Source organism: Actinophytocola sp., assembly GCF_036555685.1.
Lineage (GTDB): Bacteria > Actinomycetota > Actinomycetes > Mycobacteriales > Pseudonocardiaceae > Actinophytocola.
Window position 1 is genome coordinate 1 of record NZ_DATBKY010000132.1, and the last position, 15,661, is coordinate 15,661.

Below are 15,661 nucleotides of genomic sequence, written 5' to 3' on the forward strand. Positions count from 1 at the left end.
TCCGCGAGCCGCCAGGCCTGCTCCAGCTCCACGAACGCGCGCAGGAAGGCGGCCGCGAGCTCGGCCCGGCCGGCGGTCGCGCCGTGCTCGGCGAGCGAGGTGGCCGGCAGCCCACCGGGGCCGGCCGGCACGTCGTCCGGCAGGGCACCGACGTTCAGGCCGACGCCGACGACCGCGGCCTGCGCCGGGCCGTCCGGGGCGGCCTCGGACAGCACGCCCGCGCACTTGGCGCCCTCGATCAACAGGTCGTTGGGCCACTTGAGGCTCGCGTTGACGCCCGCCTCCTTGGCGACGTGCATGAGTGCGAGCCCCGCGACCATGCCGAGCGTGCCCAGCCGCGCGGCCGGCACGGTGGCCGGCCGCACCAGCACCGAGAGATACAGCCCGGTCCCGGGCGGGGAGACCCACGAGCGGTCCCGCCGGCCGCGGCCCGCGGTCTGCGTGTCCGCGATCAGCACGGTCCGGTCCGCGGCGCCGTCCCTGGCCGCGGCGAGCAGGTCGGCGTTGGTCGAGCCGGTACTGGCCACGACGTCCAGCGCGGCGTAGGGCCCGTTCGGCGCCACCAGATGTTCCCGCAGAGCCAGCACGTCCAACTCGGTCATGCCGGTCACGTTACTGACACCCCGGCTGCCTGCGTGGATAGGCTCGGTGGTCATGAGCAGTGCCACCGCACCACTCGGCGAGCCGCCCGCCGGCTCCGTCGATGCCACGGCCGACATCCACACCACCGCCGGCAAGCTCGCCGACCTCTACCGGCGCACCGAGGAGGCCGTCCACGCCGGGTCCGAGCGCGCGGTGGCCAAGCAGCACGCCCGCGGCAAGAAGACCGCCCGCGAGCGGATCGACATGCTGCTCGACCCGGGCTCGTTCGTCGAGCTGGACGAGCTGGCCCGGCACCGGTCGACGAACTTCGGGCTGGAGCGGAACCGGCCCTACGGCGACGGCGTCGTCGCGGGGTACGGCGAGATCGACGGCCGCCCGGTGTGCGTGTTCAGCCAGGACGTGACGGTGTTCGGCGGCGCGCTCGGCGAGGTGTACGGCGAGAAGATCGTCAAGGTCATGGACCTCGCGGTGAAGACCGGCCGGCCGATCATCGGCATCAACGAGGGCGGCGGCGCGCGCATCCAGGAGGGCGTGGTCTCCCTCGGGCTGTACGGCGAGATCTTCATCCGCAACACCCGCGCGTCCGGCGTGGTGCCGCAGATCTCGCTGATCATGGGCGCGAACGCGGGCGGGCACGTGTACTCGCCCGCGCTGACCGACTTCGTGGTGATGGTCGACCAGACCTCGCACATGTTCATCACCGGCCCGGACGTGATCAAGACGGTCACCGGCGAGGACGTCGGCTTCGAGGACCTCGGCGGCGCCCGCACGCACAACACGAAGTCGGGCAACGCGCACTACCTCGCCGCGGACGAGGACGACGCGATCTCCTATGTCAAGGAGCTGCTGTCGTTTCTGCCGTCGAACAACCTGTCCGATCCGCCGGTGTTCGAGGGCTTCGCGGAGACTGGCGCGGTGGCCGACTCGATCACCGACGTCGACCGGGAGCTGGACGAGCTGATCCCGGACTCGCCGAACCAGCCGTACGACATGCACGAGGTGATCAACCGCATCGTCGACGACGGCGAGTTCCTCGAGGTGCACCCGCTGTTCGCGCCGAACGTGCTGGTCGGCTTCGGCCGGGTCGAGGGCGCGAGCGTCGGGATCGTCGCGAACCAGCCGACCCAGTTCGCCGGCTGCCTGGACATCAACGCCTCGGAGAAGGCCGCCCGGTTCGTGCGCACGTGCGACGCGTTCAACGTGCCCGTGCTGACGTTCGTCGACGTGCCGGGCTTCCTCCCCGGCACCGACCAGGAGTGGAACGGGATCATCCGGCGCGGCGCCAAGCTGATCTACGCCTACGCCGAGGCGACCGTCCCCAAGGTCACGGTGATCACCCGCAAGGCCTACGGCGGCGCGTACGACGTGATGGGCTCCAAGCACCTCGGCGCGGACGTGAACCTCGCCTGGCCGACCGCGCAGATCGCCGTGATGGGCGCCTCCGGCGCGGCCAACATCGTGCACCGCAAGACGCTCGCGGCCGCCGCCGACCAGGGCGAGGACGTCGAGGAGCTGCGGGCCCGGCTGGAGCAGGAGTACGAGGACGCGCTGTGCAACCCGTACATGGCGGCCGAGCGCGGCTACGTCGACGCGGTCGTCCCGCCCTCGCACACCCGCGGCCACGTGGCCCGCGCGCTGCGCCTGCTGCGGGAGAAGCGCGAGACGCTGCCGCCGAAGAAGCACGGGAACATCCCGCTGTGAGCAGGGACGAGGCGCGGAGCGAACCGTTGGCACCGAGCGAACCGCACCTCCGGGTCGTGCGCGGCAACCCCGACGACGAGGAGCTCGCCGCCCTGACCGCGGCCGTGGTGGCGCTCGCGTCGGCCGGGACCCGGAAGAAGACGGAACCGAAGGCCCGGTCGCGGTGGTCGGAGCGGGGCGCGCTGCTGCGCGTCCCGCTGCGGCACGGACCGGGGGCGTGGCGCGCGTCGGCGTTCTGAGCCGCCAACCCCGAGGAATGACCATGAGAAGCCCATGGACGGCGATGTGGGCGCTGTGCGCGTGCTTCTTCATGATCATGCTCGACTCGACGATCGTCACCGTGGCGATCCCGGCCATGCTGAGCGGGCTGCGGGCCAACCTGAACGAGGTCGTCTGGGTCAACAGCGTCTACCTGCTGGCCAACACCGTGCCGCTGCTGCTCACCGGCAGGCTCGGCGACCGGTTCGGACCCAAGCGGGTGCTCGTCGTCGGGCTGGTGGTCTTCACCGGGGCATCGCTGTGGAGCGGGCTCGCGACCTCGCCGGGCGCGCTGATCGCCGCGCGCGCGATCCAGGGGCTCGGCGCGGCGGCGATGACCCCGCAGACGCTGTCGTTCATCACCCGGCTGTTCCCGCCGGAGAAGCGCGGGCTGCCGATCAGCGTGTGGGGCGCGGTCGCCGGCGTCGCGACGATCACCGGGCCGGTCGTCGGCGGGCTGCTGGTGGAGAACATCGGCTGGCGGTGGATCTTCCTGATCAACCTGCCGATCGGCGTGGCGAGCCTCGCCATCGCGTTGGTCGCGCTGCCGGACTGGCAACCCCACCGGGCGCTGCGGTTCGACGTGCTCGGCGCGACGCTGTGCTCGCTCGGCCTGCTGCTGGTGGTGTTCGGCGTGCAGAACGGGCAGCACTATCACTGGGGTCCGGCATTCGGTCCGGTCACGGTGGTGCACCTGATCATCGTCGGGCTGGTGCTGCTCGGGCTGTTCACGTGGCGGCAGCTGTCGTTCCGCCGGTCCCGTACCGATGTCGAGCCGCTGGTACCGGCCGGCCTGTTCACCGGCGGGACGTTCGGCGCGGCGAACCTGACCCACGCGGCCATGGGCTTCGCGACGACGGGGATGTTCCTGCCGCTGGTGCTGTACCTGCAGACCGTGCTGGGCCTCTCGCCGCTGGCGTCGAGCGTGCTGGCCCTGCCCATGGCGATCGCGGCCGGGATCACGGCGATGCTCGCGGGGGCGCTGTGGACGCGGATCGGCGCGCGCACGTTGATCATGTGCGGGCTGCTGACGCTGGCCGTGGGCACCGGGTTCCTGGCGTGGCTGTCCGAACCGGAGATCGAGCCGGCGGCGCTGATCCCCGGGCTCGTCGTGGCCGGCCTCGGGATCGGCTGCGTGTTCGCGCCGCTGACCGCGGCGGCCACGGCGCGGCTGCCCGCGGAGATGGTCGGCGCGGCGTCGGGCGTGTTCAACACGTCGCGGCAGGTCGGCGGCGTGCTCGGCAGCGCGGCCGTCGGGATGCTGCTGCAGGTGGGCGTGGCGTTCGCGGTACCGGACGCGGCGCGGCGGTTCGCCGAGCGGCTGCCGCCGCGCTACCGCGAGGAGTTCGTCTCGCGGATCACCGACGCGGCGAACACCGCGAGCCAGTTCGACGAGGCACCGTCCGTGCCGTCCAACGTGGACCCGGACGTGGCCGACATCGTGCGGCGGATCGTGCTGGACGTGTTCCACGACGGCTTCACGGTCGCCGCGAAGGCGAGCCTGATGCTGCCGATCGCGGTGCTGCTGCTCGGCGTCATCGCGGCGGCGGGGATTCGCGTGCCGCGGCTGGCGCGGCCGAAGGAGAAAGTCGGCTAGGGTCGGCGCCCGTGCAGCTGGTACTCGCCTCCCAGTCCCCCGCCCGGCTCCAGGTCCTGCGCGGCGCCGGCATCGAACCGGTGCAGTACGTGTCGGGTGTGGACGAGGACGCGCTCGCCGCGTCGCTGCCCGGGCCGACACCCGAGCAGCTGGTCGCCGCGTTGGCGGAGGCGAAGGCCCGGACGGTCGCGGAGGCGGTGGCGGGGCAGCACCCGGACTCGGTGATCGTGGGCTGCGACTCGATGCTGGCGCACGACGGCGTGCTGGTCGGCAAGCCGGGCACGCCGGACCGCGCGCGGGAGCGGTGGATGCTGATGGGCGGCGGCGCGGGCGTACTGCTGACCGGGCACACGGTGCTGCGCATCCAGAACGGCGTCCTGGGCGCGCTGGCGAGCGGCACGGCCCAGACGACGATCCGCTTCGGCGCGCCCAGCCCGGCGGAGATCGACGCGTACATCGCCACGGGCGAGCCGATGGAGGTCGCGGGCGGCTTCACCCTGGACGGCTTCGGCGGCTGGTTCGTGGACGGCGTGGACGGCGACCCCTCCAGCGTGATCGGCATCAGCCTGCCGCTCACCCGGCGGCTGCTGCTGGAGGTCGGCGTCTCGGTGGTCGACCTCTGGGCCCGCCGCTGATCAAAGCCGCTGATCAAAGCCGCTCGTCACGGCCGCTAGTCACATCGGGAGAGCTCGTCCGAGCGGAGGTCGATGTTCGGGTAGCCCGGCAGGGACTCCAGCGAGCCGTAGTTCTGCGTGCAGCCGGCCTCCCTGCTCGACATCGTGAAGACCTGGGCGAAGACCGGCCGGCCCGTGCAGTCCGGGAGCGACGCGCGGTCGCAGTCGTGCTGGACCGCCACCACCTCCGGGCCCACGTCGGCCGTGATCTGGGCCAGTGCCAGGTAGCCGGCGTCCGACACGAACGGCTTCGCGAGCGAGCTCCATTTACCCGACCGGCCCACCACCACCTGCCCGGCCGTCCCGCCGTCGTAGGCGCCGCGCACCACGCACGCCGACAGCGACCCCGGCACACACTGCAGCGAGTTCCTCGTCAGCGTCGCGCCCATGTCCGTGATCGTCACCTCGATCACGTCGCTGGACCCCGGCCCGCCGATCCGCAGCCGGCCCGACTTCGCCCCGCGGTCGGCGATCAGCTCGATCGTCGTGCCGGCCACCGGGGTGCTCGCGAGCACCGTGCACGGGCGTACCAGGCAGCCGTCCACGCCGACCGACGACGTGGGCGCCGACGAGGGCTGCGACGCGGGTGACGGGTGGTCGGCGAGCCGGTTCGCCGCGATCAGCGCACCGCCCGCGACCAGCGCGGACGCGACGGTCGCGACGATGACCGCCCACGGTCTGCGGCTACCCGCCACCGCCCGCCTCCCTCCGCGCCGGCGTGAGCTTGCTCTCGGCCCCTGAGCCCCTACTGGTCCGTAGACTCCCGTAGAAGTATCAGTATCGACGAGGAGTAGGGCGTGCCCGAGCTCAGCAAGGTACTCATCGCCAACCGCGGGGAGATCGCCGTCCGGGTCATCCGGGCGTGCCGGGACGCGGGCCTGCGCAGCGTCGCGGTGTACGCCGACCCCGACCGCGACGCGATGTTCGTCCGGCTGGCCGACGAGGCGTTCGCCCTCGGCGGGTCGACCGCCGCGGAGAGCTACCTGAACATCGAGAAGCTCCTCGACGTCGCCCGGCGCGCGGGCGCGGACTCGGTGCACCCCGGCTACGGTTTCCTGTCCGAGAACGCCGACTTCGCCCAGGCCGTGCTCGACGCGGGGCTCGTCTGGGTCGGCCCGGACCCGCAGGCGATCCGCGACCTCGGCGACAAGGTCACCGCCCGCCACATCGCCACGCGCGCGGGCGCGCCGCTGGTGCCGGGCACGAAGGAGCCGGTCGGCGGCCCGGACGAGATCCTCGCGTTCGCCGACGAGCACGGGCTGCCGGTCGCGATCAAGGCGGCGTTCGGCGGCGGCGGCCGCGGGCTCAAGGTCGCCCGCACCCGCGAGGAGATCCCCGAGCTCTTCGAGTCCGCCGTCCGCGAGGCGGTCGCCGCGTTCGGCCGCGGCGAGTGCTTCGTCGAGCGCTACCTCGACAAGCCGCGCCACGTCGAGGCGCAGGTCCTGGCCGACAAGCACGGCAACGTCATCGTCGTCGGCACGCGCGACTGCTCGCTGCAGCGCCGCCACCAAAAGCTCGTCGAGGAGGCACCCGCGCCGTTCCTGACCGACGAGCAGCGCGCCCAGATCCACACCTCCGCCAAGGCGATCTGCAAGGCGGCCGGCTACTCCGGGGCCGGCACCGTCGAGTACCTCGTCGGCCTGGACGGGACGATCTCGTTCCTGGAGGTCAACACCCGGCTGCAGGTCGAGCACCCGGTGTCGGAGGAGACCGCGGGCATCGACCTGGTGCGCGAGCAGTTCCGCATCGCCGCCGGGGACGCCCTGCGCTTCGACGCCGACCCGGCCCCGCGCGGGCACGCCATCGAGTTCCGCATCAACGGCGAGGACGCGGGCCGCAACTTCCTACCCGCGCCGGGCGTGGTCAGCCGGTTCGTGCCGCCGGACGGCCCCGGCGTGCGGGTGGACACCGGCGTCGAGTCGGGCACCGCGATCGGCGGGCAGTTCGACTCGTTGCTGGCCAAGGTGATCGTCACCGGCGAGGACCGCACCCAGGCGCTGGAGCGGTCGCGGCGGGCGCTGGACGAGATGGTCGCCGACGGCATGGCGACCGTGCTGCCCTTCCACCGCGCGATCGTGCGCGACCCGGCCTTCGTCGGCGACGGCACGTCGTTCGCCGTGCACACGCGCTGGATCGAGACCGAGTTCGACAACCGGATCGCGCCGTTCACCGGCGGCGCGGAGCCGGCGGCGGACGAGCCGCGGCAGACGCTGGTCGTCGAGGTCGGCGGCCGGCGGCTGGAGGTCTCGCTGCCGGGCGGCATCGCGGTCGGCGCGGCCGGTGGCGGGGACGCGGGCGCGGGCCGGGCCCAGCCACGCAAGCGCGGGGCCGGCAAGGCCGCCACGGCATCCGGCGACGCGATCACCGCGCCGATGCAGGGCACGATCGTCAAGATCGCGGTCGAGGACGGCCAGCAGGTCGACGCGGGTGAACTGATCGTGGTGCTCGAGGCGATGAAGATGGAGAATCCGGTGACCGCGCACAAGGCCGGCACGGTGACCGGGCTGGCCGTGAGCGCCGGGGAGACGGTCACCCAGGGCAGCGTGCTCTGCGAGATCAAGGACTGACCGGACGGGAGGATGCTTGGCTGAGATCAGGGTCAGCTCGGTCGAGCGCGACGACGCCATCGCGGCACTGGACGTCCACCGGTCGAGTGGGCGGTTGACCCAGGAGCAGTACGAGAACCGCGTGGAGCGGGCGATACGGGCGCAGACCCGTGCCGAGCTCGAGGCGCTCTTCGACGACCTGCCGGCACCCCACCCCGACCTGTCCGCCGCCGTGTCGCCGCGCCCGGCGCCGGTGGTGCACCCCGAGTGGCCGGGCGGGCGGGCGAGCACGCGCGCGAGCCGGATCATGGACGCGATCGGGGTGCTGTCGCTGCTCGCCGGCCTGCCGGTGGCGATCGTGCTGACGGCGGCCCAGGGCATGTGGTGGACGTTCCTGATCGTTCTCGGCGTCGCCGTGATCGCGATGGTCCTCGGCGTCGCGTTCATGGGCAGGCCGACCGAGGTCGCGCTGCCCGACGAGAACGGCGAGGACGGCGCCGATCCCGTTGGCTGAGAATGTCCTCAGCTGCGGACGTCTGTCACGGCTGGCACCCCGCGAGTCGCCGTACCATCGAGTTGTGAGCGAGCTTGCGAGAGAAGCAGTGTCACGGGGTGACCGCGAGCGGCCGGGCCGAGCCGGCGAGGCGCGGCCGTGAGTGAGTACCGGCCGTCCGACATCCGCATCAGCGACAGCGAGCGGGAGGACGCGCTGGGCAAGCTCGGCGAGCACATGAGCGCCGGCCGGCTCGACATCGACGAGTACGGCGAGCGATCCGCCCAGGTCACCGCCGCGAAGACGCGCGGTGAGCTACTCGACCTGTTCGGCGACCTGCCCGACCCGCGCCCCACGTTCGGCAAGCCTGCCCCGGCGGCCGACCCGGTGCCCGCCCCGCCGCGCACCGTCTCCTACGGCCAGCGGATCGGGCCGGTGCTGATCCCGATCATCGCGATAGTGCTCGCGATCGGCTTGATGGTCGTGTTCAAGGTCTACATCTTCTTCCTGCTGCCGTTCATCTTCTTCGCGATCTCCGGCTCCCGCTGGCGAGGCGCTGACCAGCGCGGACGCGACGACTACCGGCGCGCGATGCGCGCGCACCGCGACGCCGTGCGCGAACACCAGCGGCGGATGCGCGGCCAGTGGCGCGACGGTCGCTACTGAACGGGCCGATCGGCGGATTGTGGGCCGTACCCGGCCTTGCCAAACTCTGAAAAAGATCTCACGAAGTTCCGGTGAACAGTCGTATCCGAACGTCCGTAGCGGATAGGGTTCAACCGACCACAGGCGGTTCTGGTTGGAGGGCGGCGTGGCAGGCAAGATCGGGGGCGGGCACGGTCACGGCAGCGGCGGGGCCCAACACGCCGTGTCCGGCGACGGCCTCAGAATCGATCCGGAGGCCGTGCCGGCGTTACGCAGCGCCTTCGCGGACGCCCTCTCCCGCGTGGACGAGCAGCTGCGGCTCGCGAACCAGGAGCTGCGGGTCACCGCGTGGGCCAAGGACCCGGTGAGCCAGGACGCCGCGGTGCTGTTCAATGATCGGTCGGTCGACACGGCGGCGTCGGCGATCGACTCGCTGCGGGCCTACCGCGAGCAGCTGACCGTCGCGGTCGCCAACCTCGACAAGACGGCGCAGCAGTACCACGCGGTGGACCGGGGCAACGAGAGCGGCGTGAAGAAGGGGGACGGAGGCTGACCGGAGGGCGCGTCCGGTGAGAGGAACTCCAGAAGGCGTATCGCAGACAAGGGGCCGACCCAGTGACTCGACCTGCTGAGCAGCAAGGGAGCCAGCCCGCCACCTCGCCGGCGGACGGGGTCCGCTGGCGCGGGCACACCCACAAGGAGCTCTACCTGCTGCTGCACGACGGCCCCGGGGCGGCCGCGTCGGCGGAGCCCTCGCGGCGCTGGCAGGCCATCGCCACCACGATGAACGAGGTCGGCCAGGACCTGCAGAAGGCGCTCGAGCAGTCGGCCGCGAACTGGTCCGGTAAGGCGGCGGGGGCGGCCTACGACAAGCTGTCGACCACCGCGGCCTGGGCCGGCGAGACCGGCGCGGAGGCCGCGGCCATGCGTGCCTCGGTCGAGAACCAGGCCGAGCACATCGCGCGCGCCCGCGCGGACATGCCGGTGCCCGAGGACGTCCCGCCCGTGCAGCCCGACCCGACGCTCGCACCGGCCGTGCAGATCGCGAAGGCGCAGACCGACCTGGAGAACGCCGAGGCCACCGCGTCGTCCGCGGAGGAGCGCGCGTTCGAGGTCATGGCGGCCTACGAGCTGAACACGAACACCACGACCGGCGGCCTGTCGACGTTCACCGCGCCGCCGCAGCTGGACCACCACGAGGAGGTCCACGAGGGCCAGGAGGTCGGCACCCAGCACACGCACTCGTCGTCCGCGGGGCTGCTGGGCCTCGGCGGGCACGGCGGCGGGCACGGCCACCACCACGGCGGCGGGAACTGGCCGGGTACGAGCGGCCAGTCGTCGTCGTGGACGGAGCCCGACCGGCGGCCGGTGGTGCCGAGCCAGGGCGGGTTCAGCGGCGTGCTCGACCCGTTGCTGCTGGGCGGCAGCGACCGGTCCGGCTCGCGCTCGTCGCGGGGCAACGGCGGTTTCCATCTCGGCTTCGGCGGCTCGAGCGGCACGGGTGGCGGCGCCGGCGGCGAGTACGGCGGCGGTTCTGGTGGCTATGGCGGGAGCCCGGGCAGCGCCGGGGGCTCCGGCGGGTCCGGCTCCGGCTCCGGTGGCCCGGCCGCCGGTCCCAGCTCGGTGTCGAACGGCAGCTCGTCCAGTGCGTCGGCGCCCAAGGCCCCGCCGGCCGTCGGCGGCATGCCGTCGACCGACCTCGGGGCGGCGGCCGCGGGGCACGCCGCGGCCGTGCACTCGGCGAGCGCGGCGGCGACCCCGATGGCACCCACGGCAGGCGTGGGCGCCACGGGCGGCCAGGACCGGGTGGCGCTGCGCCGGTTCGGCATGGACGCGATCGGGTCCAACCAGTGGTTCGGCGACGCCGACGAGGCGGTCGTCGGCGAGCGCCCGCGGCGGCGGCGAGACTTCAAGGAGAACGAGCAGGTCACGGAGTCGGTCTCTATTCTCGGCGAGGAGCACAAGCTGCCGCCGACCGTTATCGGGGACGGCCCGACCGAACGCTGAACCGCTGGACCAGATGACCGCACCCTTTCCCTCGCTCGGGGAGCCCGCAGTCGACGAACCGGTGACCATCACCGCGCTCGAGTTCGACGTGCTCTGGGAGCACCTCGCCCTCGACGCGATGCCGCTGGTGCTGCGCGTGCCCTCGCCCGGCCGCACCGACGCCGAGCGGGCCAAGTTCGTCCGCCACGCGTGGGACGGCCTGGAGCGGCGTGGGCTCGGCCGGTCGGTCGACCTGTACCCGCGCCTGGCCCGGCTGCTCGGCCTGCTGCGCCGCCCGGACCGGGAGATCGACGGGCGGATGTGGATCGGGCACCACCTGCGCCTGTTCGTGGCGGCCACCGCGGACGAGGCGGTGCTCGCCACGCTGTCCGGCACGCAGCTGACGCTGCGCGAGGCGGACGCGTCCGGCCTGCCGCGGTACGCGCTGTCCGTGCTGCCGCCCGCACCGGCGGGCCACGGCCAGTCGATCACCCTGCGCACGGCCGACTTCGAGGAGGCGGCACGGGAGGCCACCGACCAGAAGCGGCTCGACGCGGCGCTGCGCTCGCGCGGCGTGCGCGAGTCGGACGCTGAGCAGCTGGCCCGGATGATCGGCGACGTGATCAACCAGGGGCAGTTCGGCAGCGCGGTACGGGACAAGTGGGGACGGCGGCAGCGGGCGGACCGCGTGATCAGCTTCTTCGACACGAAGGAAGGCCGCTACCTGCAGGTCCGCCGCGACAACGAGGCCGGCGAGGCGTGGACCACCATCTCCCCGGCGGACAACCGCCGCATGCTCCAGCACCTCACCACCCTCCACGACGAGCAGCAGCCGCCGACCTGATCGCGTCCGGGCTCTGCGGTGACTAGGTGGCTGGTTCGAGGAGCTCCGGGCGGGCCTCCGGGGCCGCCGCGCGGCGGGCGTCCGCGGCCTGGTCGTCGGGTTGGGTCTGGGAGTCGCGTTCGGCTTCCACGCGGGCCGTGTAGACCTTGACCTCCCGCGCGATGGTGTCCTCGTCCCAGCCGAGCACCCCGCCCATCAGCTCGGCGACCTGCGCGGCGCTGTCCACGCCCCGGTGCGGGTACTCGATCGAGATCCGCGTCCGGCGCGCCAGCGTGTCCTCCACGTGCAGCGCACCCTCGTGTGAGGCCGCGTACACGACCTCCACCTGCAGGTAGTCCGGCGCCGACGGCAAGGGCCGCAGCAGCTCCGGCCGCTGCGCGGCCAGCTCGAGCACCTCGTGCACGAGCGAGCCGTACCGGTCGAGCAGGTGGCGCACCCGGTACGGGTGGAGCCCGTGCCGCGCCCCGAGCTGGTCGACCTGGTTCACCAGCGCGTGGTAGCCGTCCGCGCCGAGCAGCGGGACCTTGTCGGTGATCGAGGGCTGCAGCCGGCCCGGCAGGTCCGGCGACGCGGCGTCGACCGCGTCCGCGGCCATCACCCGGTAGGTCGTGTACTTGCCGCCCGCGATCGCGATCAGGCCCGGCGCCACGCGCGCGACCGCGTGCTCGCGCGACAGCTTCGACGTCTCCTCCGACTCCCCGGCGAGCAGCGGCCGCAGGCCCGCGTACACGCCCTCGATGTCGTCGTGCGTCAACGGGGTCGCCAGCACGGCGTTGACGTGCTCGAGCAGGTAGTCGATGTCGTGCTTGGTGGCCGCGGGATGCGCGAGGTCGAGGTTCCAGTCCGTGTCGGTCGTGCCGATGATCCAGTGGTTGCGCCACGGGATCACGAACAGCACGGACTTCTCCGTCCGCAGGATGATTCCCGTCTCGGAGACGATCCGGTCCCGCGGCACCACGATGTGCACGCCCTTCGACGCGCGCACCCGGAACCGCCCGCGCGAGCCCGACATCCGCTGCAGCTCGTCGGTCCACACGCCGGTGCAGTTGATCACCGCGTTCGCCCGGACCTCGGTCTCCCGGCCGTTCTCCACGTCGTGGATGCGCACCCCGGACACCCGGTCGGCCTCCCGCAGGAACCCGGTCACCTGGGTGGAGGTGCGGACCACCGCGCCGTAGTGCATCGCCGTGCGGGCCACGGTCATCGTGTGCCGCGCGTCGTCGGCCTGCGCGTCGAAGTAGCGGATGCCGCCGATCAGCGCCGACCGCTTCAGCGCGGGCGCCATGCGCAGCGCGCCCGCGCGGGTCAGGTGCTTCTGGCCGGGTACCGACCGCGCGCCGCCCATCGAGTCGTACAGGAGGAGCCCGCTCGCGGTGTACGGGCGCTCCCACACGCGCCGCGTCAGCGGGTAGAGGAAGCTCACGGGCTTCACCAGGTGCGGCGCGATCCGTGTGAGCATCAGCTCCCGCTCCCGCAGCGCCTCCCGCACGAGCCCGAACTCGAGCTGCTCCAGGTAGCGCAACCCGCCGTGGAAGAGCTTCGACGAGCGGCTCGACGTGCCGGACGCGAGGTCGCGCGCCTCGACGAGCGCGACCTTCAGCCCGCGGGTCGCCGCGTCGAGCGCGGTGCCCGCACCGACCACCCCGCCGCCGATGACGACGAGGTCGAACGTCTCCGCCTCCAGCCGCTGCCAGGCAAGCTCCCGCTCCTCGGTGCCCAGCCGGCCACCGATCGTGTCCGATGTGGAGCGCTCACCGCTGGACGCCTTTCGGTCACTCACGGCACCTCCCGAGTACTGCAGACCCGAACCTGAACAACGCTACCGGCCCACGGCCTGCCAGGCCCGTTTCCGGTGCGTTACCGGTGTCTGGACAAGTTGACCTTGCGTACCGTAGCGTCCGATCTCGCTCAGGGTAGGCACTGGCGCCGCACCCTCAGGCTCCGGAATGCCTATCCACTTCAGCGCGAAGGAGTGGGTCGTGAACTTCGGCGAGATATTCCTCTGGGAGCTCATGGGCACCGCAGCCCTAACCCTGCTGGGTTGTGGTGTCGTCGCGAACGTCGTGCTCAAGAAGACACTGGGTAGCGGCGGCGGCTGGCTGCTCATCAACATCGGCTGGGGTTTCGCGGTGTTCGTCGGTGCGAGCATCGCAAACCCGACGGGGGCACACCTCAACCCGGCGGTCACCTTCGGCCTGCTCGCCGCGGACAAGCTCGCGTGGGGCGACGTTCCCGCGTACCTGTGCGGTGAGATGGCGGGCGCCTTCCTCGGTGCGGTTCTGTGCTGGGCGGCGTACAAGCTCCAGTTCGACACGCACGACGAGCCGGCCAACACCCGGGGGATCTTCTCCACCGGCCCGACCGTGCCCAACTACGCGTGGAACCTCGTGACCGAGATCATCGGCACCTTCGTGCTGGTGTTCTGGATCCTGCTGAGCCCGGGCGCCTCGATCGGCGCTCAGGGTGAGCCGCCCGGTTTCGGCAACGCGGCGCTGGGCTACGCGGCGGTCGCGTTCGTCGTCATCGTCATCGGTAACTCCCTCGGTGGCCCGACGGGATACGCCATCAACCCCGCACGTGACCTCGGTCCGCGCATCGCGTACGCGATCCTGCCGATCAAGGGCAAGGGCAGCGCAGACTGGAACTACTCGTGGGTGCCGGTCGTGGGACCGCTCGTCGGCGGCATCCTCGCCGGCCTCATCTCCCAGATTCTTCCCGCCACGTCCTGAACTTGAGAGGCTTGCTCAATGACCAGCTACGTAGCCGCGATCGACCAGGGCACGACCTCGACGCGGTGCATGATCTTCAGCCACGCCGGCGAGGTGGTGGCCGTCAACCAGAAGGAGCACGAGCAGATCTTCCCGCAGGCGGGGTGGGTCGAGCACGATCCCGAGGAGGTCTGGCGCAACACGCGCGAGGTGGCGGCCGGAGCGCTCGCGGCCGCTGACCTCAAGGCGTCGGACATCGTCGCGGTCGGCATCACCAACCAGCGCGAGACCGCGGTGGTGTGGGACAGGAACACCGGCAAGCCGGTGTACAACGCGATCGTCTGGCAGGACACGCGGACCGACCGGATCTGTGCCGAGCTGGAGGCGCTCGGCGGCGGGCAGGACCGGTACAAGGCCAAGACCGGGCTGCCGCTCGCGACCTACTTCTCCGGCCCGAAAATTCGCTGGATCCTCGACAACGTCGACGGTGCCCGCCAGCGGGCCGAGAACGGCGAGCTGCTGTTCGGCAACATGGACACCTGGCTGCTGTGGAACATGACCGGCGGGCCGGAGGGCGGCGTGCACGTCACCGACCCGACCAACGCGTCCCGCACGCTGCTGATGGATCTCTCCACGCTGTCGTGGGACTCCTCGATCGCCGAGGACATGAAGATCCCGACGTCGATGCTGCCGGAGATCCGCTCCTCGTCGGAGGAGTACGGCAAGGTCCGCGAGCGCGGCTCGCTCTCCGGCGTGCCGATCGCGGGCATCCTCGGTGACCAGCAGGCGGCGACGTTCGGCCAGGCCTGCCTGTCGGTCGGCGAGGCCAAGAACACCTACGGCACCGGCAACTTCGTGCTGCTGAACACCGGCACGGAACAGGTGGCCTCGCAGAACGGGCTGCTCACGACCGTCTGCTACAAGATCGGGTCGAACGACCCGGTGTACGCGCTCGAGGGTTCGATCGCGGTCACCGGCTCGCTCGTGCAGTGGCTGCGGGACAACCTCGGCATGATCGCCTCCGCGCCGGAGATCGAGGCCATGGCGGCGTCGGTGGACGACAACGGCGGCGCGTACTTCGTGCCGGCGTTCTCCGGGCTCTTCGCGCCGTACTGGCGTTCGGACGCCCGCGGCGCGATCGTCGGCCTGACCCGGTACGTGAACAAGGGCCACCTGGCCCGGGCGGTGCTGGAGGCCACGGCCTTCCAGACCCGCGAGGTGATCGACGCGATGAACGCCGACTCGGGCGTGCCGCTCACCTCGTTGAAGGTCGACGGCGGCATGGTCCAGAACGACCTGCTCATGCAGTTCCAGGCGGACATCCTCGACGTGCCGGTGATCCGTCCGGTCGTCGCGGAGACGACCGCGCTGGGTGCCGCGTACGCCGCGGGCCTCGCCGTGGGCTTCTGGTCGAGCGAGGACGACATCCGCAACAACTGGGCGAAGGACAAGGAGTGGACGCCGTCGATGGACGGGTCCACCCGCGAGAAGACCTACGGGCAGTGGAAGAAGGCGGTGACCCGGACCTTCGACTGGGTCGACTGACCTCGCGAGTCCAACACTCCGGCCCCGCGAGTCCAACGTTCGCAACGTTGGACTCGCGGGG

15 protein-coding genes are annotated in these 15,661 nt (G+C 72.0%); 12 read left to right on the plus strand and 3 right to left on the minus strand.

Annotation, left to right across the window (positions count from 1 at the left end; all coding sequences use genetic code 11):
- A partial coding sequence (locus tag VH969_RS13380; RefSeq protein WP_331974046.1) for a biotin--[acetyl-CoA-carboxylase] ligase occupies nt 1-602 on the minus strand: 602 nt, incomplete at its 3' end.
- A 52-nt stretch (nt 603-654) separates the two neighbouring features.
- Here VH969_RS13380 and VH969_RS13385 point away from each other — a divergent pair.
- The 4 genes from VH969_RS13385 to VH969_RS13400 are packed head-to-tail and all read left to right on the plus strand — an operon-like array spanning nt 655 to nt 4,794.
- Nucleotides 655-2,304 carry an acyl-CoA carboxylase subunit beta gene (locus VH969_RS13385; RefSeq protein ID WP_331974047.1) on the plus strand — a complete coding sequence of 550 codons (1,650 nt, stop codon included), beginning with the start codon at nt 655-657 and terminating at the stop codon, nt 2,302-2,304.
- Nucleotides 2,301-2,543: an acyl-CoA carboxylase subunit epsilon gene (locus VH969_RS13390; protein WP_331974048.1), complete on the plus strand. Its 243-nt coding sequence runs from the start codon at nt 2,301-2,303 to the stop codon at nt 2,541-2,543. The genes VH969_RS13385 and VH969_RS13390 overlap by 4 nt, the downstream gene beginning before the upstream one ends.
- Before the next feature lie 23 nt (nt 2,544-2,566).
- Entirely contained in the window at nt 2,567-4,159 is a 1,593-nt protein-coding gene (locus VH969_RS13395) for a DHA2 family efflux MFS transporter permease subunit (protein ID WP_331974049.1), read from the plus strand.
- An 11-nt stretch (nt 4,160-4,170) separates the two neighbouring features.
- Complete coding sequence (locus VH969_RS13400) at nt 4,171-4,794, plus strand: Maf family protein (RefSeq protein WP_331974050.1); 624 nt, start codon at nt 4,171-4,173, stop codon at nt 4,792-4,794.
- A gap of 35 nt (nt 4,795-4,829) precedes the next feature.
- Here VH969_RS13400 and VH969_RS13405 read toward each other — a convergent pair whose 3' ends face one another.
- Entirely contained in the window at nt 4,830-5,528 is a 699-nt protein-coding gene (locus tag VH969_RS13405) for a hypothetical protein (protein ID WP_331974051.1), read from the minus strand.
- Nucleotides 5,529-5,630: 102 nt separating this feature from the next.
- On the opposite strand from VH969_RS13405, the gene VH969_RS13410 reads away from it, so the two are divergent.
- From VH969_RS13410 to VH969_RS13435, 6 genes are all read left to right on the plus strand, one after another.
- A complete protein-coding gene (locus VH969_RS13410; RefSeq protein WP_331974052.1) occupies nt 5,631-7,400 on the plus strand; it encodes an acetyl/propionyl/methylcrotonyl-CoA carboxylase subunit alpha in 1,770 nt (589 codons plus the stop codon).
- 16 nt (nt 7,401-7,416) lie between these two features.
- Nucleotides 7,417-7,893 carry a DUF1707 SHOCT-like domain-containing protein gene (locus VH969_RS13415; protein WP_331974053.1) on the plus strand — a complete coding sequence of 159 codons (477 nt, stop codon included), beginning with the start codon at nt 7,417-7,419 and terminating at the stop codon, nt 7,891-7,893.
- 138 nt (nt 7,894-8,031) lie between these two features.
- On the plus strand, nt 8,032-8,538 hold the full coding sequence (locus VH969_RS13420; RefSeq protein WP_331974054.1) for a DUF1707 SHOCT-like domain-containing protein: 507 nt from the start codon (nt 8,032-8,034) through the stop codon (nt 8,536-8,538).
- Between the two features lie 145 nt (nt 8,539-8,683).
- The gene (locus VH969_RS13425; protein ID WP_331974055.1) at nt 8,684-9,070 is read left to right on the plus strand and encodes a PE domain-containing protein; all 387 of its coding nucleotides are present in this window, start codon (nt 8,684-8,686) and stop codon (nt 9,068-9,070) included.
- A 62-nt stretch (nt 9,071-9,132) separates the two neighbouring features.
- Nucleotides 9,133-10,524 carry a PPE domain-containing protein gene (locus VH969_RS13430; protein WP_331974056.1) on the plus strand — a complete coding sequence of 464 codons (1,392 nt, stop codon included), beginning with the start codon at nt 9,133-9,135 and terminating at the stop codon, nt 10,522-10,524.
- A 13-nt stretch (nt 10,525-10,537) separates the two neighbouring features.
- Nucleotides 10,538-11,347: an ESX secretion-associated protein EspG gene (locus VH969_RS13435; protein ID WP_331974057.1), complete on the plus strand. Its 810-nt coding sequence runs from the start codon at nt 10,538-10,540 to the stop codon at nt 11,345-11,347.
- 22 nt (nt 11,348-11,369) lie between these two features.
- Here VH969_RS13435 and glpD read toward each other — a convergent pair whose 3' ends face one another.
- Nucleotides 11,370-13,079 carry a glycerol-3-phosphate dehydrogenase gene (gene glpD / locus VH969_RS13440; RefSeq protein WP_331974059.1) on the minus strand — a complete coding sequence of 570 codons (1,710 nt, stop codon included), beginning with the start codon at nt 13,077-13,079 and terminating at the stop codon, nt 11,370-11,372.
- Between the two features lie 214 nt (nt 13,080-13,293).
- Between glpD and VH969_RS13445 the strand changes: the two genes are divergently transcribed.
- Both VH969_RS13445 and glpK read left to right on the plus strand, forming a co-directional pair.
- Nucleotides 13,294-14,076, plus strand: coding sequence for an MIP/aquaporin family protein (locus VH969_RS13445; RefSeq protein WP_414638497.1), 783 nt, complete (start codon nt 13,294-13,296; stop codon nt 14,074-14,076).
- Between the two features lie 18 nt (nt 14,077-14,094).
- On the plus strand, nt 14,095-15,600 hold the full coding sequence (gene glpK, locus VH969_RS13450) for a glycerol kinase GlpK (protein WP_331974058.1): 1,506 nt from the start codon (nt 14,095-14,097) through the stop codon (nt 15,598-15,600).
- Nucleotides 15,601-15,661 lie beyond the last annotated feature (61 nt).